Source organism: Marinobacter sp. MBR-99 (assembly GCF_040547575.1).
GTDB lineage: Bacteria > Pseudomonadota > Gammaproteobacteria > Pseudomonadales > Oleiphilaceae > Marinobacter.
Genome location: NZ_JBEPPY010000010.1, coordinates 85,050 through 107,806, shown reverse-complemented (window position 1 = coordinate 107,806; position 22,757 = coordinate 85,050). Strand labels below are relative to the sequence as shown.

Sequence of the window (22,757 nt, the reverse complement as noted above, 5' to 3'; positions counted from 1 at the left end):
ATTTGAGGCGAAAGAGTGAATCGGGCGATAGCATACGGGGATTGCAACACAGAAGGGCTTAAAGGTGAATGTTTCCCTTTATGGCCACAGATTGTTTGCGAGTCGGAAGCGCTGGAGTTGACCAATTGCGGACATACCATGAGCACGACTCGTGAGCTGCTTGAGTACAATCGAGCTTTCCCCGCGTCACAGTACGCTGTTGCTTTTGTTCAGTATGGTTTGGTGGACTCCTGGCTGACGTTTCGTGGGGCACCCTATGTGCTTTATTACCCTGATTTCCCCTTGCGTAAACTGGCTCGAAAGCTGGTTAAAAAGCTCAAGAAGCTGGCGCGGGTGTGGCAGTTGCAGAAGAGGTTGGGTGCCGTTGAGCAAGTGCCGTTATCAGAATATACGGATAACCTTCGTAAGGTGATTGCATCGGCGCCCCAGACCCGTTTTGTTCTTGTGGCAACGGCGCCCAACCTGGACGAGCCCCGCAACCCGAGGATCAAGATTTATAATGAAGCCTTAGCCCGGATTGCGGAAACCTACGACCATGTAATGTACGTGGATATTTATGAGGACATCTGGGCGCACCGTGGCCTCACTCTCATGGGAGACGGTACTCACCTCACAGCTGCCGGTCATGAACGGATTGCGGCGAAGATTATTAACGCACTCAAGGAAGTTCAGCGGTAGCTTTTTGATAGACGTTTAGCGTTTGCCTGGCCATGGTAGGGAGCGAGAACGTGTCGGCAGCGAAGGTTCGGGCTTCGGCCTGCTCAGCGGCCAATGATGCCGTGTCTTGCCGCAGAAAAGCAGCAAACCGCTTTGGGTCGTCACTATGGAAAATATGCTTTTCAGGCAAGACTTCGTTGGCGATGGGCACGTTGGTTGAAATGACGGGTTTGCCGAGCAATAGCGCTTCTGCACATGCGTAAGAAAAGCCCTCTCTTTCAGAACTGATCACCACCCCGTCTGCCGCCGCCATCAGTGCGGGAACATCAGTGCGGAAGCCAAGCAGCTTGACCGTGTCTGACTGAGAGGTTGAACGGATCAGATCAGCCAGTCGCTGCCGCTCAGGTCCGTCACCGGCAATGAGCAGTGTGCCCGGGCAATACTGGAAGGTCTTGATGAGAAACTCGAAGCCTTTGACGGGCACCAGCCTGCCCACGGCTAACCAAACCGGCTTTTCTGTTACTGCGGGAAGCAGGGCTGGCGCCTGGGCAATAACCGAGACGCCATTGTAGATGACCGTAACGCCCGGTTGGGCGATGTCCGTTGCGAGGGCCTGACTTACGGCGATCAGTTGGTGAAACGCAGCGGCTTTAGGGTAACGCGATTTGAAGCCGTGAATGGTCGCTACTCGCCCCCGGCCCTTTGTAAAAGGTGCCAGCCGCTGAAGAACGAAGGCCGCTTTCGTGCCCTGTGCATGAACAACATCGAAACCGGTGGCCCGAATCAGACGAAGGACGGTGAGTAGCAAAAAAGGAGAATGGCGTGAGCCACCGGTATCCAGCGCCCGCGTTGTCACGGCTGGTTCAAGGTCTGAAAGGTGCTGTGGTGCAGCGGCCAACGTCACCGTGTGCCCTAGTCGTGCCAGCTCGCAGGAGAGTTCGCGGGCGTGTTTTTCCATACCGCCGACACCGGGACTGTCCGAGAGCATCAGCATCAGGATGTTCACTGCGCAGGTTCCTGCCGCACTGCCACCAGTGTTTGATAGACGGCGAGGGTAGCCTCCGTCTGCGCCCTTAACAAAAATCGCTCAGGCAACTCAATCTCCGGTCGGGGCTTATCCAGCAATCCCAGTACCGCGCCCGCAAACGCCCCGGTATCATCCGGCGGCACCAGCCCATCCCGAAAGCAGGCTTGCAGAGTTTCTGCAGCACCACCTCTATTATAGGCCACCACCGGTGTGCCAGAGGCCAAGGCCTCGGTAACGGTTCGCCCGAAGGGTTCTGGTTTGGTGGACATATGGCAAACCACATCGGCGAACAGATACAGGTTGGTCATGTCGTTGCGCTGGCCGAGGAACGTAACTTTATCGGTCAGGCCTAACCGGCTGCGCTCTTTTTCAAGCTCTTGCAGGAAGCGTTCTTTTCCCGGTTCAGCCCCGCCTACGATGATGCCATGACAGTCCGGCCGCTGGCGTATAATGCGGGCCATGGTTTCCAGGTAGTCCAGCTGGCCTTTCCAGCGGGAGATGCGCCCGGGCATCATAATGATTTTTTTGCCGGCCAGCTGTGGGAAGCGGGACAGAAGAATGTCGAGCCATTGAGCGTTAATGGCTCGGTTTCGGAAGGCGTCAATGTCGACGCCGCGCTGGATAACGGTCAGCTTGCTTTCCGGCACGTGGAAATTCTTCAGCACGTAATCCCGTACGCAATTGGAGACGGCAATGACCTGATCTGCCTTGGCCATAATGGCGCTGTAGGGATTAACGGAATACATGCCGTGAAAGGTCGAGACAACGGCGGGCTGTTGGTTGGCAGGCAGGGTCTTCAGGGCCAGGTGGATAATCCAGGCGGGCATGCGTGAGCGCACATGCACGATGTCTGGTTGCAGCTCCTGCAACAGCTTGCGCATGGGCAGAATCTGCCCGAAAGACGCTGGCGTTTTCCGGTGGATGGGCATGTGGATGTGGGTTGAGCCCTGGCCGCGAACCTGTTCCGCCATGGGGCCGCCGTTGGAAACCACATAGGATTGATGACCACGCTTGACCAGTTCTGCGGCAAACTCCACGGTGCCCCGCTCCACGCCGCCGCTGTAGAGCGCCGGAAGAGCCTGGAGGATCTTCATTGTCTGGCCTCCTTTCCTGATTGTTGAAAAGCAGCCAAATAGTTGCCCGCCACCCATCGCGCAGCCCGGTCGGCCTCCCAGAGGCGTTCATGTCTTTCCGCCTGTTCGGCCATCACGCTGGCATGGTCTGCCCAGTGGGCAATCAGCCCCCGCTCTGCCAGGCGTTTTACTCCGTTCGCCACGCGGCTGTTGGCACGCGCATTCAGGTTCAGCAGGCCGGTGGGAACGCCGGAAGTGGCGGCTTCGCACACCATGGAAATGCTGTCCGGCGTTACCCAGACCGCGCGGGAAGCAGCGAGCTGGTGGCTGAGCCAGTCGTCGTGGGTACGAGTGTGATGCACTACCGAGATTTTCGGACTCTGCAATTCGGCCAGTCGCTCGCTGGTCGTTTCCGGCGTGCGGCGGGAATTGGTGATGGTCCAGCGCCACTGAGGGTAGCGCGCAATAAGGTCACTGATCTGGTTCAGAATGGCATCGTCGTCCCAATCGAAATGTTCCGAACGCCCACCCACCAGTATCAGGGCTTCCGGTTTGCTGGTCAGCCGGGCGAGGGGCGTGATGGTGTTGATCACGCCTTCGGTCTGCAGAATGTTGTTAGCAGGCTTTACCTCATCATGGGCCGGGATAATCGCGCCATTTACCCAGCCCAGCGGGAAAGCCGGTTTCATCAATACCAGGGTTTTGGCCTTGCCCAGGCGCCGAAGAGCCAGTAATAAGCGGTGAGTACCGGTACCTGCGGCCACAATCAGGTCCGGTTTGGGCAGTGCTGTATCCATAGCTGGGGCCACACCCAGCAGGGCCCGCCACAGAGGTACCGGGTATTCTTCGGCACTGATCCAGTAGAGCGCCGCGCCGGTCAGCACCCGCAGGCGATTGCCCAGTCCCTTAAGTTGGTTCTTGTGGCCGGGCTTGTTGTCTGTCAGCAGCCAGACAACCGGTGCTTGCGAGTGATTGCTCACGGGTTATTCCTTGCGCTTGCGCCCGTAAAAGCCGGGGTCTTCGCGGTCGGGGCGGGTTTTGAAGCGCCGGTGCATCCACAGGTATTGGTCTGGCGCTTTGCGAATTTCCTGCTCGATGACGGCGTTGATCCGGGTTGCATCGTCCAGGTCGTCACCGCTTGGGAAGTTCTCAAGGGCGGGGTGGAAATAGATGTCATAGCCGGGCTTGTCATCGCGGCGAAAATGGCTGAAGGGCACGACTTTACAGCCGCTGCGTTCGGCAATTCGCGAGGTGGCTGTGATGGTACCGGTGGGAATGCCGAAGAAGGGGGCGAACACGATGTCCTTGCGGCCGTAGTCCTGATCTGTCGCGTACCACACGGCGCGATTTTTCTTGAGACTCCTGAACAGGCCGCGCAGGTCGCGGGCACCCAGTACGGTGCCATAGCGCCGGCCCCGGGCCCTGGTCATCACAGCATTCATCAAAGGATTGTTGTGGTCACGCTGCATGACGTCGGCTTCTATGTATTCGGTGACCAGGCTGCCACCCAGGTCGAGCGTGCTGTAATGGCCGCCCAATAGCAGCACACCCTTGCCGGCTTCCAGCGCTTTCTCGAAATGTTCGATACCGTGAATGCGGGTCATGCCGGTCAGCTTGGCCGGGTCCCGGAACCAGGCAATGCCGAGCTCCATCAATCCGATACCATTGGCGATAAATGTGTTGCGCACCAGGGCGGTCTGTTGCTGTTCGTTCAGTTCCGGGAAGCACAGCCGGATGTTGACCTCGGTAATGTGTCGCCGGCTTTTCGCCAGTTTCCAGGCCAGCAAGCCCACCACCTTGCCCAGCCACCATTGAAACCGGATGGGCAGTTGGGCAACCAGCCACATCACGCTGATACCCAGCCAGGTTGGCCACCAGCGAGGATGACGGTAAGCTGAATAGTCGGTATTCCTTGGAAGTTTGCGGTACTTCTTTTTCAAAATCGTGAATCCTGCATCGACAAACGTTGAACCCGGGGGCAAGATGCAACCCCTCGACATTTTTCGCCCTATGATAACGCACTGTTTTGCCGGGAGTCCTGCGTGTTCCAGTTTATCTATTCCCTGCTGATTCGCCTGGCTCTGCCGTTTATTCTCATCCGGCTTTGGTGGCAAGGCCGCAAGGCGCCGGCGCTCAGGCAGGACTGGAAGCATCGCCTGGGCTGCGTGCCTTCCATACCCGGGCCCGTCATCTGGGTGCATGCGGTCTCCGTGGGCGAGACCATTGCCGCCGGCCCCATGGTGCGCCGACTGCTGGCGCGCAATCTCGGTGCCACCATTCTGATGACCGCCATGACCGACACCGGCCTTGCCCAGGCCCGGAAAATGTTTGGTAACAGGGTAACCTATGCCTACGCGCCATACGACACACCGGGCGCCATCCGTCGATTTTTGCGGCGGGTCAATCCCCGCATTCTGGTCATTATGGAAACCGAGATCTGGCCCAATATGATCAGCCAGTGCCGCCGGAAAAAAGTGCCGGTGTTTTTGATCAATGCCCGGTTGTCGGAACGCTCTGCCAGGGGCTATGAGCGGGTCAGGGGGCTGGCGGCGCCGATCATGAAAAGCATCACCTGGGTGGCCGCCCAGGCTAATCCGGACGCAGAGCGTTTTCGACGCATTGGGGTTGCCGCAAGCCATGTTGAGGTGACGGGCAGTGTGAAGTTCGATGTCGACATCCCGGACGATGTCCGGCTTGCCTCTGAGCGTTTTCGTGCCACGCTTGGCCCCCGCCCGGTGTGGATTGCTGGCAGCACCCACACCGGAGAGGACGAGCAACTGCTTCAGGCCCACCGGTCGGTGCTTGCCGCCCACCCGGAGGCATTGTTGATTATTGTGCCGCGTCATCCGGAACGTTTCGATACAGTGGCCGGCATGGCACAGGAACTGGGCTTCCAGGTGGCGCGTCGGTCGCAATCGCAGAGTGCCGAAGGGGCGCAGGTTTATCTGGCCGATACCATGGGCGAGCTGATGATGCTCTACGGGGCCAGCGACCTTGCCTTTGTTGGTGGGTCACTGATCGAGCGGGGCGGGCATAACCCGCTGGAGCCAGCAGCGTGGGGGATTCCGGTGTTCTCCGGGCCTCATGTGTTCAATTTCGAGACCATCTATGAACGTTTGCTGGCGGACGACGGTGTGCAGTTGGTTCAAGGCGCGGATGAGCTGGCCCGGGCCATTAACCTTTTGTTTGCCGCTCCGGAAGAATGCAAGGCATACGGCGAACGTGCGCTGGCCGTGGTGGACAAAAACCGGGGCGCGCTGGACAGGGTGGTTGAGGGGATAATAGAAAGGCTGTGATTCCGGGGCAGTCGCCACCGGAATCACATGAACGATGGCGCTACTTACTGCGTGGGATCATCCAGGGTCAGCTCTTGCTCTGCCAGAGCTTCAATGCCGCGGGCGTTTGCGCTGAGCCAGTTGTTCAAATCAATCAGGTCTTGCGGGCTTAGAGTGCCAGCAGCCTGCTTCAGCTGCAGCGTGTTGATCACGTAGTCGTAACGGGCATTGGCATAGTCCCGAAGTGCCACGTAATAGGCACGCTCTGCGTCCAGCACTTCCACAATGTTCCGGGTTCCCACATCGTAACCAGCACGGGTCGCGTCCAGCGCGCTACGACGGGAGATGATGGTCTGCTCCAGGGCAGAAGCCGTCTCAACGTTATTGTTTACGGTCAGGTACAGGCTGCGTGTGTTAACCCGAACATCCCGGCGCGTGGTGTTCAGGTCTTCCTGCGCGGCGGTAACCAGTGAGCGCTGCTGGCGCACGCCGGCTTGTGTGCCGCCACCCATGTAGAGGGGAACGTTCAGCTCAAGGCCAATAACGCCTTGTGTGCCTTCCTGCTGGGTATTCTTGGCGCCATCCAGTTCAGACTTGCCATAAGACGCGAACAGGTCAAGCGTAGGCAGGTGGCCGGATTTTGCGACCTTCAGGTTGGCCTCGTTGGCATTCAACTGATACAGCGCAGACTGAATAACCCAATTCTGTTCGAGCGCCGTATTCTCCCATGCTGCAGGGTCCATAGGCTCAGGGCGGCCGAGGGGGAAGTTTTCCCTGAGGTTTTCCAGGTCTTCAGCGTATTCGCCGGTAAGGCGGGCGAGTTGTTCTCGAGCGACATTCAGCTGATTTTCAGCAGCAATGCGCTGGCTCTTGCTGTCGTCGTAGCTGGCGCGCGCCTCGTACACTTCGGTAATGGCGATCAGGCCAACGTCAAAACGTTCCTGGGCCTGTTCATACTGGCGCTGAATGGCTGCCTCTGTAGCACGGGCCGTGGTGACCGTATCCTGGGCGCGCAGAACGTTGAAGTAGGCGGTGGCGACGTCCAGAATCAGTTGTTGCTGGGCCAGGTTGTATTGTGCTTGCGCGGCTTCGGTCTGGAACTGGCTGGCGTCGTACCGGAACCAGCTGTCGGCGCGAAACACCGGTTGGGTCAGGCGAACACCGTAGTTGAAGGCCTTATAGCTATCACCCGGGCCATTCTTGGCGTCGAAATCGGTATGGTTTGCTTCCGCAAACGCGCCGACCTGAGGCAGTAGCGAGCTTCTGCTGACGTCACTGGCTGCCTGCTGAGCCTGAAATTGTGCCAGTGCCGAGGCGATGCCTGAATCGTAAGACAGCGCCTTCTCGTAGGTTTCCATCAGATCCAGAGAAAAGGCAGGCTGGGCTGCCAGCAGGGTGATCAGTCCTGGAAGTAGACGTTTCTTCATTATTGCTCCTGAAAAAAAATACTCCGGGAATCTGCCCGGCAATGACCCAAAGGTATTGGTCGCTCATTATGGACAATAATCAGTCCGGCCTCTACACTTGCAAAGTTCACTCATTTTGTGAGCAAAACAGAATATCTATCGCGTCTTGACGGGGTGCTGAATTACCGAATGGTGATCGGCTGAGATTGCAACGCAGAACCCGCGACCTGATCCGGATAATACCGGCGTAGGGATTAAGACAGTACGAACCATGCCAGAATGCCCCGGTGGGTGAATCCTGCATAGCTCCGTCATACGCGACCCGACCCCAAACTCAACGGGAGCAAATCATGACGGACGTACCAGCATACCTCAGCGACTCCGCAAAAGTAGACTCCGCAGCAATCAAACCATTACCAGGCTCACGGAAAATATACGTGCAGGGTAGCCGACCCGATCTGCGCGTGCCTATGCGGGAAATTACTGTGGGAGACACCCCCACGGAAATGGGCGGCGAAAAGAACCCGCCAGTCGTTGTCTACGACACTTCCGGGCCGTACACCGACCCTGGGGCTACCATTGACCTGAGAAAGGGCCTGCCCCCGGTTCGCGCCAACTGGATTGCCGAGAGGGGCGATGTGGAGCAGCTGGATGGCTACACCTCCGAATTCACCCGCCGGCGCATGAAAGACCCCCAGCTCGACCCGTTGCGCTTTATGGATGAGCGTAAACCCCTGCGGGCGAAGCCGGGCAAGAACGTGTCCCAGATGCATTACGCCCGCCAGGGCATCATCACCCCGGAGATGGAATACATCGCCATCCGGGAAAACATGAAGCTGCAGGAAGCTCGTGACAATGGCCTGCTGGCCGATCAACACCCGGGCCAGTCCTTCGGTGCCAACCTGCCACCAGAGATCACCCCCGAGTTTGTTCGCGATGAAGTGGCTCGTGGCCGGGCGATTATTCCCGCCAACATCAACCACCCGGAAACCGAGCCGATGATCATCGGCCGTAACTTCCTGGTGAAGATCAACGGCAACATCGGCAACTCGGCGGTCACCTCGTCCATCGAAGACGAAGTCGAGAAGCTGACCTGGGGTATCCGCTGGGGTTCCGACACGGTGATGGACCTGTCCACCGGCAAGAACATCCACGAAACCCGCGAGTGGATCATTCGCAATTCCCCGGTTCCAATTGGTACGGTCCCTATATACCAGGCCCTGGAGAAAGTGGGCGGCGTGGCCGAAGACCTGACCTGGGAAATCTTCCGCGACACGCTGATCGAACAGGCTGAGCAGGGCGTCGACTACTTCACCATCCACGCCGGCGTGCGGCTCCACCACGTGCCGCTGACCGCGAAACGTACCACGGGTATCGTGTCTCGCGGTGGCTCCATCATGGCCAAATGGTGCCTGGCTCACCATAAAGAGAGCTTCCTGTACGAGCACTTCGAAGACATATGCGAAATCATGAAGGCCTACGATGTTTCCTTCAGCCTCGGCGACGGCCTGCGCCCGGGTTCCATCGCCGATGCCAACGATGCTGCCCAGTTCGGAGAGCTGGAAACCCTGGGCGAGCTGACCAAAATTGCCTGGAAGCACGATGTCCAGTGCATGATCGAAGGCCCCGGCCATGTGCCCATGCACCTGATCAAAGAGAACATGGACAAGCAGCTGGAATGCTGCGATGAAGCGCCGTTCTACACCCTTGGCCCGCTGACCACCGACATCGCGCCGGGCTATGATCACATTACCTCCGGCATTGGCGCTGCCATGATCGGCTGGTTCGGCTGTGCCATGCTCTGCTACGTCACCCCGAAGGAGCACCTGGGGCTGCCGAACAAGGATGATGTGAAAACCGGCATCATCACCTACAAAATCGCCGCCCATGCTGCCGATCTTGCCAAAGGTCACCCCGGCGCCCAGATCCGCGACAATGCGTTGTCCAAGGCCCGTTTTGAGTTCCGCTGGGAAGACCAGTTCAACCTCGGCCTGGACCCGGACACCGCCCGCGCTTTCCACGACGAGACCCTGCCCAAGGAATCGGCGAAGGTGGCCCACTTCTGCTCCATGTGTGGGCCGAAGTTCTGTTCCATGAAGATCTCGCAGGAAGTAAGGGATTACGCGGCAGAGCAGGGCATCGACGAGGTATCGGCGATTGATGCCGGGATGCAGGCCAAATCGCGGGAGTTCGTGGAGTCCGGCTCCAAGCTTTACGACAAGGTCTGACTTTGGCGCTCTAGATCGCCTAGCCTGCTGGTTAGGCGTTGTGAGTCGGGGTGGGGGTGCCGTTCAGGAGACGCCTCAAGACGTCCCTGTGCGGCTTGGGCTCCGCCATCCCTGGCTCCGCACACTCCTGAACGGCACCCCCACCCCAACTCTCTTGGGCTTTGGCAGTAATCGCTCCCAAGAGGGCGTCAGGCAATGTTGGGGCGTGTCGCACAAGCGTCGGCTGCAGTCGTTGGGTATTGCTTTCCAAAACTGTGCGGAGCCAGGGATGGCGGAGCCCAAGCGCCCCATGGATGGGCCGAAGGAGCGTGTTTTGGAAAGCAATACCCAACGACTGCGATGCACCAACCTGAGCAGGCTAGGGCCAGAACCAAACCATTACGCCAGCCGTAAGACACTTGCACCCAAGCAACCCCAAAGGCTATCGTTCCAAGCCGAACACCAAACCGGAAACACGAATGCCGAAACCGTTCCAGTTCAACGCCAGCGACGTCACCGTCGAAAAACGCGAAACCGTTTTCCAGGGCTTCTTCCGCATGGACAAGCTCTGGCTGACTCACCCGCGCTTTGACGGCCGCGACATGCCCACCTTCACCCGTGAACTTTTCGTTCGGGGCGACGCCACCTGCGTGTTGCCCTACGACCCGGAGCGGGACGAAGTCGTGCTGCTGGAACAGTTCCGCCTCGGTGCGCTCGGCCGTAACCAGTCTCCCTGGTTGCTGGAACTTGTCGCCGGCATGAACGAAGACGGCGAAAGCCCGGAAGACGTGGCCCAACGCGAAGGACAGGAAGAAGCCGGGCTGAGTTTCAGCCGGCTGGACAAGATTTGCGATTACCTGGTGTCCCCGGGTGGCACTACCGAAATGATTCACCTTTACTGCGGACAGGTCAGCACGGCCGAGGCTGGCGGTGTTTTCGGTGTGGAACACGAACACGAAGACATTCTCAGCCACGTGGTCAGCGCTGAAGATTGCTTCGCCATGATTGCCGATGGCCGTATCAACAACGCTGCCGCCATCATCGCTATCCAATGGCTGCAGCTTAATCGGGACAGGCTGCGCCGGGAGTGGCGGGCATGACCGAGTGGGTAAAACGGCCCAAGCCATATGTGCCGGATCTGCGTCAGTTGGGTGCGCTGTGTGATGGAAACTACCAGCGCCTGCGCAAACTGCGCCAGTTGGAGGCTGATGGTAAGCCCGTTTGCGAATTTGAGCTGCACCGGGAAAGCCAGTATTTGGGCCGGGTGCGCATCGAAGTGCTGCAAACCGCAAAGTTCACCGAAACCCTGTTACTCGAGCAAGTGCATAACAGTGGCCGGTGGCTGAACAACCCGCAAATGACGGTGCGGGTCTACCATGACGCGCTCATGGCTGAGGTGATCAGCTGCTACCGACAGCGCCAGATAGCGCCGGTGAACGATTACCCGAATCGCTTTATGCACCATCCGGATGAAAAGGTTCAGGTGAATGGCTTCCTCGCTGACTGGCTGGATTACTGCCTGCGTTTCGGCCATTTGCCTATGGAGCATGCCGCCTGGTCCGCGGGCGAAGGCGGCGAGTAGTTTTTTGTATACACCGGGAGCTGTATCGCAGTGCGCTGAAAGTCTGACTTGCTCCTGGCTCCCCTGTGCCGTAGTTGGCAAAAAATGCAAAATCTTTGTGGTGGCGGGCCAGAATGTGACCCACCTAACATTTAATTCTGATCAAACGAAACGCAGCCATCGTACACTTGTCTGAATTATCAAATGGGTTTAATCAAGATAACAGGCCCTGAATGACCGTAGACCAAACTGCTCGCCCTATGAAGGTACTTCAGCTGACCGATCCACACCTGATGGCGTCGGCAGATGGTGCGCTGCTCGGGGTAAACACCCGGGACAGCCTGGCGGCGGTGATTGATGAAGTATTGCGCAACCATGGCCAGCCGGATCTGATCCTCGCGACCGGTGATCTTACTCAGGATGCGTCATCTGAGGCCTATCGGTATTTTGGCGAGCAGTTGAAAGCGTTTAACTGCCCCTCACTCTGGATTGCCGGCAATCACGACGATTCCGACTTGTTGGCGTCCATCGCAGCGGAGTTTCAGGCGGAGCAAAAACAGCTCGTGCAGGGAGGCTGGCATTTTGTGATGTTGGACTCTTCCGTGCACGGCAAGGTTTTCGGTGAGCTTTCGCAGCCGGAGCTTGCTTTCCTGGACGAGTCACTGTCGCAGCAACCGGAGTTGCCCACCATGGTGTGCCTGCACCATCACCCGGTGGATATTGGCTCTGACTGGATGGAAAAAATCGGCCTGAAGAACCGCGATGCTTTCTGGCAGGTGATCGACAGGCACCCGCAAGTGAAAATCGTGCTCTGGGGTCACATCCACCAGGACTTGCAACAGCAACGCAACGGCGTGCAACTGCTGGCTTCCCCGTCTACCTGCATCCAGTTCGCCCGTGGCTCCAGTGACTTTGCCGTAGAGCCTTTGGCGCCGGGTTACCGTTGGTTCGAACTTGAGGCTTCCGGGGACTACTCCACGGAAGTATGCCGGGCCAATGAGTTCACGTTCGATCTGGACGAGAAGAGTACCGGTTACTGAGCGAACTCTGGCTGCCCTGCCAGGATTCCCTCTTCCCGCTGATATCCGCACATACAGGCCTTTGCCTGCCTCCGGCCCGCTGAGCAGATAATGCTGCAACTACACGGATAATGCCCGTAGATACATAGTGTTCCGATGTTGGATTGAAATCTAAAATGTCCCTATATGTTCTCATGGTGAAGGTTTTCTGGTATTTTGAGAATATATAGGGTCAGGCGTGGTTGTATGGGAGCGATTACCAGGCAGTTGGGGCAACAGATCAAAGAGCGCCGAAAGGCTTTGGGCTATCAAAGCCAGCAAGCCTTGGCAGATGAAACCGGTGTTCTTCGTAAGCGCATCAGCGAAATGGAAACGGGTCGTTATACCGGTCGGATAACAGACTTGCAGAGGGTTCTGGCGACGCTGGGGCTGGAAATGGAATTCAGGGTGAAAAGCCGTCCTACATTGGATGATCTGGATGTTCTTTTCCCTGCTGAGGATGATGAATGACGCGAAAAATCAAAACGCTTGGCGTGTCTGCAGGGTGACAGCTCTATTGGCCGACTGGGGTTTCAGTCGAAGGAGGTGGAGCGTCAGGCTGTCGTAGGAATGTCTCTGGGCTCTTTGGTCGAAACCGACAACCCCCAGTTGTTTGAGCAATTGGTGGAGCGCTATCTGGGTCAGACAACGATCGCCGGCGTCCAGCCGAAGGTTCTGGTGCCCGAAAATACTGAGCCGAAGTCCTCGATGGTTTTGCCTGAATTGATTGTAAAGTCCGCTGGCGCCGAATTCCCGGGTCTGACGATCAATGAGTTTGTCTGTATGTCTATTGCAGCAAAGGCAGGGCTTTCAGTGCCTGAATTCTACCTGTCCGATGATACTCGAATGTTTATCATGCGCCGTTTTGACATCGGTGAGAGCGGTGAGCGGCTCGGCATGGAGGATATTTGTGGACTGATAGGCCTGGTGGCCAACGACAAGTACAAGCGCAGCTATGAGCAGGTGGCCAAGGCAATCGAAGTTTATTCTGAAGCCCCCAATCGGGATCTGGAGATACTTTTCCGGTCACTCTGTGTGTCGGTTCTGGTCGGGAATGGCGATGCGCATCTGAAGAATTTTGCCATGCTGTATCGGGATGCATCCTCAGGCAAAGCCTGGATGTCGCCGGCCTATGACATCGTTAACACCACGGTTTATCTGGAGGCGGATACCCTGGCCCTGAAGCTGGGCGGCACAAAGGACTTTCCAAACCGGGCGACTATGATCCGGTTCGGCCGGGAGCACTGCAACCTCACAGAGAAAATGGCCGAAGCGGTTATTGATGAGTGCATCTCTGCGGTTGAATGGGGTATGCGTGAGTTTGCTGACTATGCAGAATCGGTCGAACTGGGAGGGCGATCGATGCTGGGTGAACTGGGTAAAGGCGTCGGCCGGCTGATGAAACCTGAGCAAAAACAGAAAGTCTGGAAAGGCGAGGCGCGCCTGCCAAAGCGCACCCGCTGATTCCCATGGAGGCTTGTTACGCCCGCAAAGCCTGGGCCGCTGCAACCATCGTCTCCAGCGCTGGCGTCACTTCCTCCCATTTCCGGGTTTTCAAGCCGCAGTCCGGGTTGATCCACAATCGTTCTGCCGGGATGCGTTCTGCCGCCAGGGTCATCAGATTGATGATGTGTTGCTTGTCCGGAATGTTGGGGGAGTGAATATCGTACACGCCTGGGCCGATGTCATTCGGGTATTCAAAGTTCCGGAAAGCATCCAGCAACTCCATGTCAGACCGCGAGGTCTCGATGGTGATCACGTCGGCATCCATGCGGGCGATGGCCTCGATGATGTCGTTGAACTCCGAGTAGCACATGTGGGTGTGAATCTGGGTGCTGTCATCCACGCCATTGGCAGCGATGCGGAAGCTGTTAATCGCCCAGTCCAGGTACGTTGCCCAGTCTGACTGGCGCAGGGGCAAGCCTTCCCGCAACGCGGCTTCGTCGATCTGGATGATGTTCACGCCGGCCTTTTCCAGGTCCTGTACCTCCTCGCGAATGGCCAGGGCCAGCTGCAGGCAGGAGTCTTTCCTTGGCTGATCGTCCCGAACGAAAGACCAGTTCAGGATGGTGACCGGGCCGGTAAGCATTCCCTTGACGGGTTTGTCGGTCAGGGATTGAGCATAGCGAATCCAGTCCACCGTCATGGCCTTGGGGCGGTGGATATCCCCGAACAGGATGGGCGGTTTTACACAGCGGGAGCCGTAGGATTGCACCCAGCCGAAGCGGGTAAAGGCATAGCCCTCCAGCTGCTCACCGAAGTATTCCACCATGTCGTTTCGCTCTGGCTCACCATGAACCAGTACATCCAGCCCCAGCTTTTCCTGCTCTTCGATGCAGCGGGTGATCTCTGCCTGCATCTGCTCGGTGTACTGCTTGTCGCTCAACTGTCCCTTGCGGAACTGCAACCTTGCCTGGCGGATTTCCGGGGTTTGCGGGAAGGAGCCAATGGTAGTGGTCGGGAAGGCCGGCAGGTTCAGAATTTGCCGTTGCCTGGCAATACGCTGGGGGTAGGGGCTTTGGCGGTTGCCCAGTTCTTGCGTCACTGCGGCAATGGCACGGCGAACCTCCGGGTTGATAACACGGTCGGAGTTCTGGCGACTGTCAATGGCCCGCTGGTTTGCGGCCAGCTCTGCGCGAACACTGGCGTGGCCTTCGTTCAGGGCCTTCGCCAGCGTGCTCAGCTCATCAAGTTTTTGCACAGCAAAGGCCAGCCAGCTGCGGATTTCAGTATCCAGCTCCTGCTCACGATCCAGGTCTACCGGCACATGCAGCAGTGAGCAGGACGGCGCCAGCCAGAGGCGGTCAGCCAACTTCCCGCTCAGCGGTTCCAGCCAATCCAGAATCTTGTTCAGGTCGGATTTCCAGATGTTACGGCCGTTGATGACGCCAAGGGAAAGCACCTTATGGCTGGGCAGCCAGTCCGCCACCCGGCTGACTTCCGCCGGGGCGCTCACGGCATCAATATGCAGCCCGGCCACCGGCAATTCACAGGCCAGTTGCAGGTTATCCCGGAGCTCTCCGAAATAGGTAGCCAGCAGCAGCTTCGGGCGATTGGCCTTTAACTGGTGATAGGCCAGGTTGAACGCATAGCGCCAGTTGGCGTCCAAATCGGTCACCAGGGCCGGTTCATCAATCTGCACCCATTCGGCACCGGCATCGGCCAGGGCTTCCAGTAGCTGCGAGTAGACTGGCAGCAGGCGCTCCAGCAAATCCAGGCGATGACTGCCATCCGAGGTTTTGCCTAACCACAGGTAAGTAACGGGCCCGATGATCACGGGCTTGGCATTAACGCCCTGTTTCCGTGCTTCAGCCAATTGGGCCAGAAGGCGTTCGGGATTCAGCTCGAACTGGGTGTTGGCATGCAGCTCCGGCACGATGTAGTGGTAGTTGGTATCGAACCACTTGGTCATTTCGCCAGCGGCGGTGGCGCAGCAGGGGCTGTCGTTGGCACCCCGGCCCCGGGCGGCACGGAAGTAGGCGTCAAGCTCTGAGCCTTCTTTGTCTTTGGCCCGTGCTGGCAGGTTGCCGAGGGTGACGGACATATCCAATACCTGGTCGTAAAGGGAGAATTCACCTACCGGTGCATAGTCCAGCCCGGCTTGCTGCTGCCAGTGGCGCCGGCGCAGGTCGGCGGCCGTAATGGCTAATTCTTGCTCGGTCTGCCGGCCAGCCCAGTAGGCTTCCAGTGCGAATTTCAGCTCCCTCTGGCCGCCAATGCGGGGGAAGCCCAGGTTGTGAGTGATTGCCATGATTGAATCCTTGAATTCCGTGGTTTGTTAAAGGCCTTCAAGATTAGGTGGGTGATGGCATGAATAAAAATGGTATTATTTCACCTATTCATGAGAATAATTCACGGGTTGGCCATGATTGAACGACATCACCTGGAGATATTGCGAGCGGTGGAGCGCCATGGCTCGTTGACGGCGGCAGCGGAACAGTTGCACCTGACTCAATCCGCGCTGTCCCATGCGGTTCGTAAGTTGGAGCAGCAACTGGGCACGCCGGTCTGGCTGAGGGAGGGCCGGCAACTGAGGTTTACCCAGGCGGGCAGTCAGCTATTGGGATTGGCAAACCGCCTGTTGCCCCAGTTTGAACATGCGGAAATGCAGGTTCGACAGATTGCCAGGGGGCAACGCGGGAGCCTGCGCGTGGGAATGGAATGCCACCCCTGCTATCAATGGCTTCTGAAGGTAGTGGGTCCTTACTTGCAGCATTGGCCGGATGTGGATGTGGATGTAAAGCAAGAGTTCCAGTTTGGTGGTATGGGGGCGCTTTTCGGCCATGACATCGATCTTCTGGTAACGCCAGATCCGCTGCACAAGCCGGGAGTATGTTTTGAGCCGGTGTTCGACTACGAGCAGGTGTTGGTGGTGCCTGAAGGGCATCCGCTGGCGGGCAAGGCATGGGTAGAGCCCCACCAATTGGAGAAAGAAACCCTGATTACCTACCCGGTGGCGGTGGAGCGGCTGGATATTTTTACCCGGTTTTTCCTGCCGGCCCACTGCGCGCCCGCCCGGCACAAGACCATCGAAACCACTGATATCATGTTGCAGATGGTGGCTGCGGGCCGGGGAGTGAGTGCGTTGCCACGCTGGCTGGTGGATGAGTACGCCAGAAACCTGCCAATTACTGCGCTGAAACTGGGTAAAGAGGGTATGCCCAAACAGATTTTTCTGGGCTTCCGGGAGCGGGATGAGTCGGTGGATTATCTTGCGGAGTTTGTGAAGTTGGCGCGTGAGGTTCGCTGGGGCTAGGATCTTCGGTTAAACTGCGCGAAAAATTTCAACAGGACACACAAAATCATGAGCGATATTCCTGCAGATCTGAAATACATCGAAACTCATCAGTGGGTTCGGGTGGATGCCGATGGCACAGCCACCGTGGGGATTACCGATTTTGCCCAGGAGCAGTTGGGTGATGTGGTTTATATTGGTGTGCCGGAGGTTGGTGCGACGGTGAATGGTGGTGAGGAGGCCGGTGTGGCCGAGTCGGTTAAGTCGGCTTCGGATGTTTTTAGCCCGGTGACGGGTGAGGTGATTGAGATTAATGAGAAGCTTGAAGACGAGCCGGAGATTGTGAACGAAGATCCTTATGGCGATGGTTGGATGTTCAAGGTGAAGCTGGCTGATAAAGGCGAGCTTGATGGCCTGATGGATGCGGCAGCCTATGGTGAGCATGTGGCAGCAGAAGAGTAAGATCCGCTCCTGGTGCAAGCGTGTTTCCGGGGACAGGCCTCCCGAAACACGCTCCTTCGGCACATCCATGTGGCGCTTGGGCTCCGCCATCCATGGCTCCGCACAGTTTCGTGAGGCCTGTCCCCGGAAGCACGCCCAAGCAATGGCGCGGTCCTCTATTTAACCGAACTCTCAGGTAACTATTCGATGGATTTTCCCGTTCTCTACCTGCGCAAGGGCGCAGAACGCCGTCTTCGTGCCGGCCATTTGTGGGTGTACAGCAACGAAGTAGACACCCGGCGTAGCCCGCTGCCAGGGTTTGAGCCCGGCGCGCAGGTTCAGGTGCGTGCATCGAACGACAAGCCGATGGGTGTGGCGTTTGTGAACCCTCACGCATTGATTTGCGGCCGGCTGATCAGTCGGGATGCGGACCATGGCATGACGCCTAAGCGGCTGACGGATCGGATGGAGGCGGCGCTCAGTCTTCGGGAGCGTTTGTTTGATAAGCCTTTTTACCGTTGGGTGTTTGGTGACAGTGATGGGCTGTCTGGCTTGGTGGTGGATCGGTTTGATGATGTCGTGGTGGTGCAGATTTCCACCGCGGGCATGGAGCAGATGAAGGATGCCATTGTGCGTGCCGTTCAGCGGTTGGCTCATGCCCGGATTATCGTGCTGAAGAATGATGGCAAGATGCGCAAGGTTGAGGGGCTGGACACCTATGTGGAGTTTGCTCATGGGCCGGAAGCGGATACGGTGCTGGTGGAGGAGAACGGTGCTCGTTTTGAGGTGCCGTTGGCCGGTGGTCAGAAAACCGGCTGGTTCTATGATCATCGTATGAATCGGCAACGCCTGCAGGCCTATGCGCCGGGTAAGAAAGTGCTGGATGTGTTCAGTTACGTGGGCGGTTGGGGTATTCAGGCCGCTTGTGCCAGGGCATCCCAGGTGACCTGTGTGGATGCGTCCTCATCGGCGGTGGATGCGGTGCACCACAACGCCAAACTGAACGGGCTGGACAATGTAGATACCATTGAGGGCGATGCCTTTGATGCCCTGAAAGCCCTGGCGGATGAGAAAGAAAAGTTCGACATTGTGGTGCTGGACCCGCCCGCGCTGATTCCCCGCCGCCGTGACCAGAAGGCCGGGGAGCAGGCCTATGCCCGGCTGAATCAATTGGGGCTCAGGCTGCTGGAGCGTGATGGATTGCTGGTGTCAGCATCTTGCTCCATGCATCTGTCCCAGGAAAAGCTGATCGACATTATTCGTGGCAGTGGCCGCAAGATTGATCGGTTTGTGCAGCTGCTGGAGCAAGGTCACCAGGCACCGGATCATCCCATCGTGCCGGGGATTCCGGAGACGGACTACATCAAGTCCTGCTTTGTGCGGTCGCTGACAGGGTTTTTCTAGGTTTTAAGGGTCTGTCCCCGCATGGGGACTGACCCATCTTGGAATCCAGTACCATTGTCTAGGGGTCTGTCCCCGAACGGGGACTGACCCATCTTGGACTCCAGCACCATGGTTCGATCTGGTTGCAACAGACGGGCAAAAGTGGGTCAGTCCCCATGCGGGGACAGACCCCTGGAGCAGACCCCTGTCAGACCCGTAACGACATAACCCGCCAGCCATTCTCCACAGCCGTCTTCTCCAACGTCGGGTCTGGATCAACCGCCACCGGGTTCTCCACCCTCCGCAACAGCGGCAGGTCGTTATGTGAGTCGCTGTAGAACCAGGCGCCCTCAAGGCTCTCACCGTGAGCTGCCAGCCAGTCGTTCAGCCGTTCCACTTTGCCTTCCTGAAAACTTGGTGTGCCAGCCACTTCACCGGTGAATTTGCCGTTGACCAGCTCGGGTTCGGTGGCGATCAGGTGCTCAATGCCCATTAGTTCAGCAATTGGCTCGGTAATGAATCGGTTGGTGGCGGTGATAATCATCAGGGTATGGCCCTGTTCGCGGTGGTCGGCCAGTAGCTTCGCCGCCTTATCCTGCATCATGGGCTGTACTTTCTTGGCCATGAAGGCTTCGCGCCAGCGTTCCAGCTCGTCCATGTTGTGCCGGGTCAGTGGTGCCAGGACAAAGCGCTGATAGTGGAATACGTCGAGCTCTCCGTTCAGATACTCTTCGTAAAAGCGGTCATTGGCGCGCTTGTACTCTTCGGCATCCACCATGCCCTCTTCCACCAGAAATTCACCCCAGGCGTGGTCGCTGTCACCGTTCAGCAAGGTGTTGTCCAGATCAAATATTGCGAGCGTCAAGCCGTTTCCTCCCATTGTGACAGGCTCTGAAGCAGGAGCCACAGTCTACCATGACCTGCCGCTAACGGCTCCGTTTGCCGAAGCCTTGGGATTCTGTAAGAATGAGAGCAACTTGGACAATTTTCGCCGGTTAAAACTTAACCGGTGCCGACTTTAATGAGGACTGTGCCGTGATCGACTCAGACGGTTTCAGACCCAACGTCGGAATCATTCTGGCCAACCACAGGGGAGAGGTTCTCTGGGCAAGGCGAATAGGGCAGGACTCCTGGCAGTTTCCACAAGGTGGTATCAAGCACGACGAATCACCGGAGGATGCGCTTTATCGGGAGCTTGGAGAGGAAATCGGCCTGAGTGCCAGCGATGTGGAAATCATCAGCTGCACCCGGGGCTGGCTGCGTTACCGGCTTCCGAGGAGGATGGTACGCCATAACTCGCACCCCGTTTGTGTGGGGCAAAAACAGAAATGGTTCCTGCTGAGGATGATGTCGCCAGACGCGCATGTGCGCGTGGATGGTACCGATTCACCGGAATTCGACGGGTGGCAGTGGGTAAGCTACTGGTATCCGTTAGGACAAGTAGTTTCATTCAAGAGAGAAGTGTATAGGCGCGCGCTGAGAGAACTGGCTCCCAGGCTGTTCCACAACATGGAACAGTGGCAACGGAGTGAGCAGAACCGGCGTTTGAAGGAACACCAGAAATGACGGACTGACTCCATGCTGAGCATCCTGCGAAGTCTAGTACAAGAGGTAAACAGCGCCCGCGATTTGCAGGAGGCGCTGGATATCATTGTCTCGCGGGTGCAAAAGGCCATGAATACCGAGGTCTGCTCCGTCTATCTTTTAGATCCGGCATCCAACCGTTACATCCTGATGGCTACCGAGGGTCTTTACAAAGACTCTGTTGGAAAGGTCAGTCTTGCTTATTCTGAGGGCCTGGTGGGCCTGGTGGGCTCCCGTGAGGAGCCTATCAATCTTGAAGACGCCCCTGCCCATCCCCGCTATCGTTACTTTCCGGAGACGGGTGAGGAACGCTTCCGTTCATTTCTGGGTGTGCCCATCATTCACCACCGCCGGGTATTGGGCGTGCTGGTGGTTCAGCAGCGGGAGAGCTCCCGCTGTTTTGACGAGGGCGAAGAAGCCTTTCTGGTCACGGTTTCGGCCCAGCTGGCGGGTGTCATTGCCCACAGCGAGGCCACCGGGGCCATCAGCGGCTTGTCGTTGACCGGGGAAGAAACCCAGGATGTCAGTTTCAATGGTGTGCCTGGCTCCCCTGGTGTCGCGATTGGTACTGGTGTGGTGGTGTATCCGTCCGCCGATCTGGACGTGGTGCCGGAGAAACCGACCGAGAACATCGAGCAGGAACTGGAGCTGTTCCAGTCTGCCGTGCAGGCCGTTCGGGAAGACATCGAGCGGGTAGCGAACCGCCTGGCCTCGCAACTGCGCCCCGAAGAACAGGCCCTGTTTGACGTTTACCTGCGGATGCTGGATGACGGTGCCCTGCCAGGCGAGGTTGCGATCAAAATTCGCGAAGGCATCTGGGCTCAGGGTGCTTTGAAACAGGTGGTGCAGCAGTACATCCGTCATTTCGAGATGATGGATGATCTTTACCTGCAAGAGCGGGTGGTGGATATCCGGGATCTCGGCCGGCGGCTGCTGTCCCATATGCAGGAAGGCGAGCAAAAGCTTCAGGAATACCCGGAGCACACGGTACTGGTCAGTGAAGAACTGACGCCAGCCATGCTGGGCGAAGTGCCGAAAGGGCAACTGGTTGGCCTGGTGTCCGTCAAAGGGTCCAGTAACTCCCATGTGGCCATACTGGCCCGCGCCATGGGTGTCCCCACCGTGATGGGATTGGTGGATATTCCGGTCAACCAGCTGGATGGCCGAGAACTGGTGGTGGACGGCTTTGAAGGGCAGATTTTTGCCTCGCCGTCATCGGATCTTCGCGCTTTCTACCAGGCCATCTGTGAGGAAGAAGACGAGCTGATCCGTGGGCTTGAGGTGCTGCGGGACAAGCCCTGCGAAACCACCGATGGCCATCGGGTATCACTGCTGGTAAATACCGGCCTGATGACCGATGTGGTGCGCTCGCTGTCTCACGGGGCCGAAGGCATTGGGCTGTATCGCACCGAAGTCCCGTTCATGATCAAGGACCGCTTTCCGTCTGAGCAGGAGCAGCGGGAGTATTACCGGGAACAACTGGAAGCCTTTGCGCCTAATCCGGTGACCATGCGTACTCTGGACATCGGTGGTGATAAAGCCCTGACCTATTTCCCGATTGAGGAGGAAAACCCCTTTCTTGGTTGGCGGGGCATCCGGGTTACCCTGGATCACCCCGAGATCTTTCTTGTTCAGGTGCGGGCCATGCTGAAGGCCAGCGAAGGCTTGAACAACCTGCAGATCATGCTGCCGATGATCAGCAACATTTCCGAGGTGGAGGAATCCCTGCACCTGATTTACCGGGTTTATCACGAAGTGCGCGAAGAAGGCTACGACATCCACATGCCCAAAGTGGGTGTGATGGTGGAAGTGCCGGCTGCCGTTTACCAGATTCGTGAACTGGCTGAGCGCGTGGACTTTCTCTCGGTGGGTTCCAACGACCTGACCCAATACCTGTTGGCGGTAGATCGCAACAACCCGCGTGTTGCCCAGCTTTACCATTCTTATCATCCGGCCGTTTTACAGGCATTGGTGCGCATTGCCCAGGATGCCCACTCCGTGGGTAAGCCGGTGGGCATCTGTGGCGAGCTGGCCGGCGACCCGGGTGGCGCGTTGCTGTTAATGGCGATGGGCTATGATTCCCTGTCGATGAACGCGGCCAGTCTGCCGAAGGTGAAATCCGTTATCCGCAGCATTGATCGGGAGTGGGCTATCCAGTTGCTGGAAGATGTTCTGCTGCTGGATTCCCCCCACGTCATCAAGAGCTGTGTCGACCTGGCCCTGCGTAATGCCGGGTTTGGCCGGTATTTGCGACCGGTGAAATCCTCCAGCGCCGCGATGGCAGAGCAGGCGGTTTCCTGACCGACTGTGACAGTAATAGGGTGCTTACTCTAAAATCCGTTGATAGGTT

Annotated in this window: 20 protein-coding genes and 1 riboswitch; of the genes, 13 read left to right on the top strand and 7 right to left on the bottom strand. The window is 57.7% G+C overall.

The annotated features are described in order from the left end of the window. The first annotated feature begins 15 nt into the window (after nt 1-15). Nucleotides 16-678 (top strand): SGNH/GDSL hydrolase family protein, encoded by a 663-nt coding sequence (locus ABIE59_RS10575; RefSeq protein ID WP_354446708.1) that lies wholly within the window; start codon nt 16-18, stop codon nt 676-678. On the opposite strand, the gene ABIE59_RS10570 is transcribed toward ABIE59_RS10575, so the two are convergent. From ABIE59_RS10570 to lpxL, 4 genes are read right to left on the bottom strand one after another with little or no spacing between them, the layout of a single operon-like run. Next, nucleotides 659-1,663 carry a glycosyltransferase gene (locus tag ABIE59_RS10570; protein WP_354446706.1) on the bottom strand — a complete coding sequence of 335 codons (1,005 nt, stop codon included), beginning with the start codon at nt 1,661-1,663 and terminating at the stop codon, nt 659-661. The two genes, ABIE59_RS10575 and ABIE59_RS10570, sit on opposite strands and share 20 nt — an antisense overlap. Then, nucleotides 1,660-2,778 (bottom strand): glycosyltransferase family 4 protein, encoded by a 1,119-nt coding sequence (locus ABIE59_RS10565; protein WP_354446704.1) that lies wholly within the window; start codon nt 2,776-2,778, stop codon nt 1,660-1,662. Before ABIE59_RS10565 ends, ABIE59_RS10570 begins: the two co-directional genes overlap by 4 nt. Beyond that, nucleotides 2,775-3,737, bottom strand: a complete 963-nt coding sequence (locus tag ABIE59_RS10560) for a mitochondrial fission ELM1 family protein (protein WP_354446702.1) — start codon at nt 3,735-3,737, stop codon at nt 2,775-2,777. Before ABIE59_RS10560 ends, ABIE59_RS10565 begins: the two co-directional genes overlap by 4 nt. Before the next feature lie 3 nt (nt 3,738-3,740). Next, the gene (lpxL, locus tag ABIE59_RS10555) at nt 3,741-4,697 is read right to left on the bottom strand and encodes an LpxL/LpxP family Kdo(2)-lipid IV(A) lauroyl/palmitoleoyl acyltransferase (RefSeq protein WP_354446700.1); all 957 of its coding nucleotides are present in this window, start codon (nt 4,695-4,697) and stop codon (nt 3,741-3,743) included. A gap of 102 nt (nt 4,698-4,799) precedes the next feature. Between lpxL and waaA the strand changes: the two genes are divergently transcribed. After that, nucleotides 4,800-6,053 (top strand): lipid IV(A) 3-deoxy-D-manno-octulosonic acid transferase, encoded by a 1,254-nt coding sequence (waaA, locus tag ABIE59_RS10550; protein ID WP_354446698.1) that lies wholly within the window; start codon nt 4,800-4,802, stop codon nt 6,051-6,053. Nucleotides 6,054-6,097: 44 nt separating this feature from the next. Here waaA and ABIE59_RS10545 read toward each other — a convergent pair whose 3' ends face one another. Continuing rightward, nucleotides 6,098-7,459: a TolC family outer membrane protein gene (locus ABIE59_RS10545; protein ID WP_354446696.1), complete on the bottom strand. Its 1,362-nt coding sequence runs from the start codon at nt 7,457-7,459 to the stop codon at nt 6,098-6,100. A gap of 139 nt (nt 7,460-7,598) precedes the next feature. Continuing rightward, a riboswitch (TPP riboswitch) is annotated at nt 7,599-7,709 on the top strand. A gap of 79 nt (nt 7,710-7,788) precedes the next feature. Here ABIE59_RS10545 and thiC point away from each other — a divergent pair. The 6 genes from thiC to ABIE59_RS10515 all read left to right on the top strand — a co-directional run bounded on the left by thiC (nt 7,789) and on the right by ABIE59_RS10515 (nt 13,728). Next, nucleotides 7,789-9,666: a phosphomethylpyrimidine synthase ThiC gene (thiC, locus tag ABIE59_RS10540; RefSeq protein ID WP_354446694.1), complete on the top strand. Its 1,878-nt coding sequence runs from the start codon at nt 7,789-7,791 to the stop codon at nt 9,664-9,666. Nucleotides 9,667-10,124: 458 nt separating this feature from the next. After that, a complete protein-coding gene (locus ABIE59_RS10535; RefSeq protein WP_354446692.1) occupies nt 10,125-10,745 on the top strand; it encodes an NUDIX domain-containing protein in 621 nt (206 codons plus the stop codon). After that, on the top strand, nt 10,742-11,227 hold the full coding sequence (locus ABIE59_RS10530; RefSeq protein WP_354446690.1) for a DUF1249 domain-containing protein: 486 nt from the start codon (nt 10,742-10,744) through the stop codon (nt 11,225-11,227). Before ABIE59_RS10535 ends, ABIE59_RS10530 begins: the two co-directional genes overlap by 4 nt. A gap of 212 nt (nt 11,228-11,439) precedes the next feature. Then, the gene (cpdA, locus tag ABIE59_RS10525) at nt 11,440-12,246 is read left to right on the top strand and encodes a 3',5'-cyclic-AMP phosphodiesterase (RefSeq protein ID WP_354446688.1); all 807 of its coding nucleotides are present in this window, start codon (nt 11,440-11,442) and stop codon (nt 12,244-12,246) included. A gap of 225 nt (nt 12,247-12,471) precedes the next feature. Beyond that, the gene (locus ABIE59_RS10520; protein ID WP_354446686.1) at nt 12,472-12,735 is read left to right on the top strand and encodes a helix-turn-helix domain-containing protein; all 264 of its coding nucleotides are present in this window, start codon (nt 12,472-12,474) and stop codon (nt 12,733-12,735) included. A gap of 99 nt (nt 12,736-12,834) precedes the next feature. Continuing rightward, complete coding sequence (locus tag ABIE59_RS10515) at nt 12,835-13,728, top strand: type II toxin-antitoxin system HipA family toxin (RefSeq protein WP_354446684.1); 894 nt, start codon at nt 12,835-12,837, stop codon at nt 13,726-13,728. A gap of 16 nt (nt 13,729-13,744) precedes the next feature. On the opposite strand, the gene metE is transcribed toward ABIE59_RS10515, so the two are convergent. Next, nucleotides 13,745-16,015, bottom strand: coding sequence for a 5-methyltetrahydropteroyltriglutamate--homocysteine S-methyltransferase (metE, locus tag ABIE59_RS10510; protein ID WP_354446682.1), 2,271 nt, complete (start codon nt 16,013-16,015; stop codon nt 13,745-13,747). A gap of 114 nt (nt 16,016-16,129) precedes the next feature. On the opposite strand from metE, the gene ABIE59_RS10505 reads away from it, so the two are divergent. From ABIE59_RS10505 to ABIE59_RS10495, 3 genes are all read left to right on the top strand, one after another. Next, a complete protein-coding gene (locus ABIE59_RS10505) occupies nt 16,130-17,020 on the top strand; it encodes a LysR family transcriptional regulator (protein ID WP_354446680.1) in 891 nt (296 codons plus the stop codon). A 48-nt stretch (nt 17,021-17,068) separates the two neighbouring features. Next, nucleotides 17,069-17,461 (top strand): glycine cleavage system protein GcvH, encoded by a 393-nt coding sequence (gene gcvH / locus ABIE59_RS10500; protein WP_061332400.1) that lies wholly within the window; start codon nt 17,069-17,071, stop codon nt 17,459-17,461. A gap of 186 nt (nt 17,462-17,647) precedes the next feature. Next, nucleotides 17,648-18,844: a class I SAM-dependent rRNA methyltransferase gene (locus ABIE59_RS10495; RefSeq protein ID WP_354446677.1), complete on the top strand. Its 1,197-nt coding sequence runs from the start codon at nt 17,648-17,650 to the stop codon at nt 18,842-18,844. A 187-nt stretch (nt 18,845-19,031) separates the two neighbouring features. On the opposite strand, the gene ABIE59_RS10490 is transcribed toward ABIE59_RS10495, so the two are convergent. Beyond that, nucleotides 19,032-19,688 (bottom strand): histidinol-phosphatase, encoded by a 657-nt coding sequence (locus tag ABIE59_RS10490; protein ID WP_354446675.1) that lies wholly within the window; start codon nt 19,686-19,688, stop codon nt 19,032-19,034. A gap of 170 nt (nt 19,689-19,858) precedes the next feature. Here ABIE59_RS10490 and ABIE59_RS10485 point away from each other — a divergent pair, with 170 nt between their 5' ends. Further along, nucleotides 19,859-20,389 (top strand): RNA pyrophosphohydrolase, encoded by a 531-nt coding sequence (locus tag ABIE59_RS10485; RefSeq protein WP_061332397.1) that lies wholly within the window; start codon nt 19,859-19,861, stop codon nt 20,387-20,389. A 12-nt stretch (nt 20,390-20,401) separates the two neighbouring features. Next, nucleotides 20,402-22,708: a phosphoenolpyruvate--protein phosphotransferase gene (gene ptsP / locus ABIE59_RS10480; RefSeq protein WP_061332396.1), complete on the top strand. Its 2,307-nt coding sequence runs from the start codon at nt 20,402-20,404 to the stop codon at nt 22,706-22,708. Nucleotides 22,709-22,757: the final 49 nt, after the last annotated feature.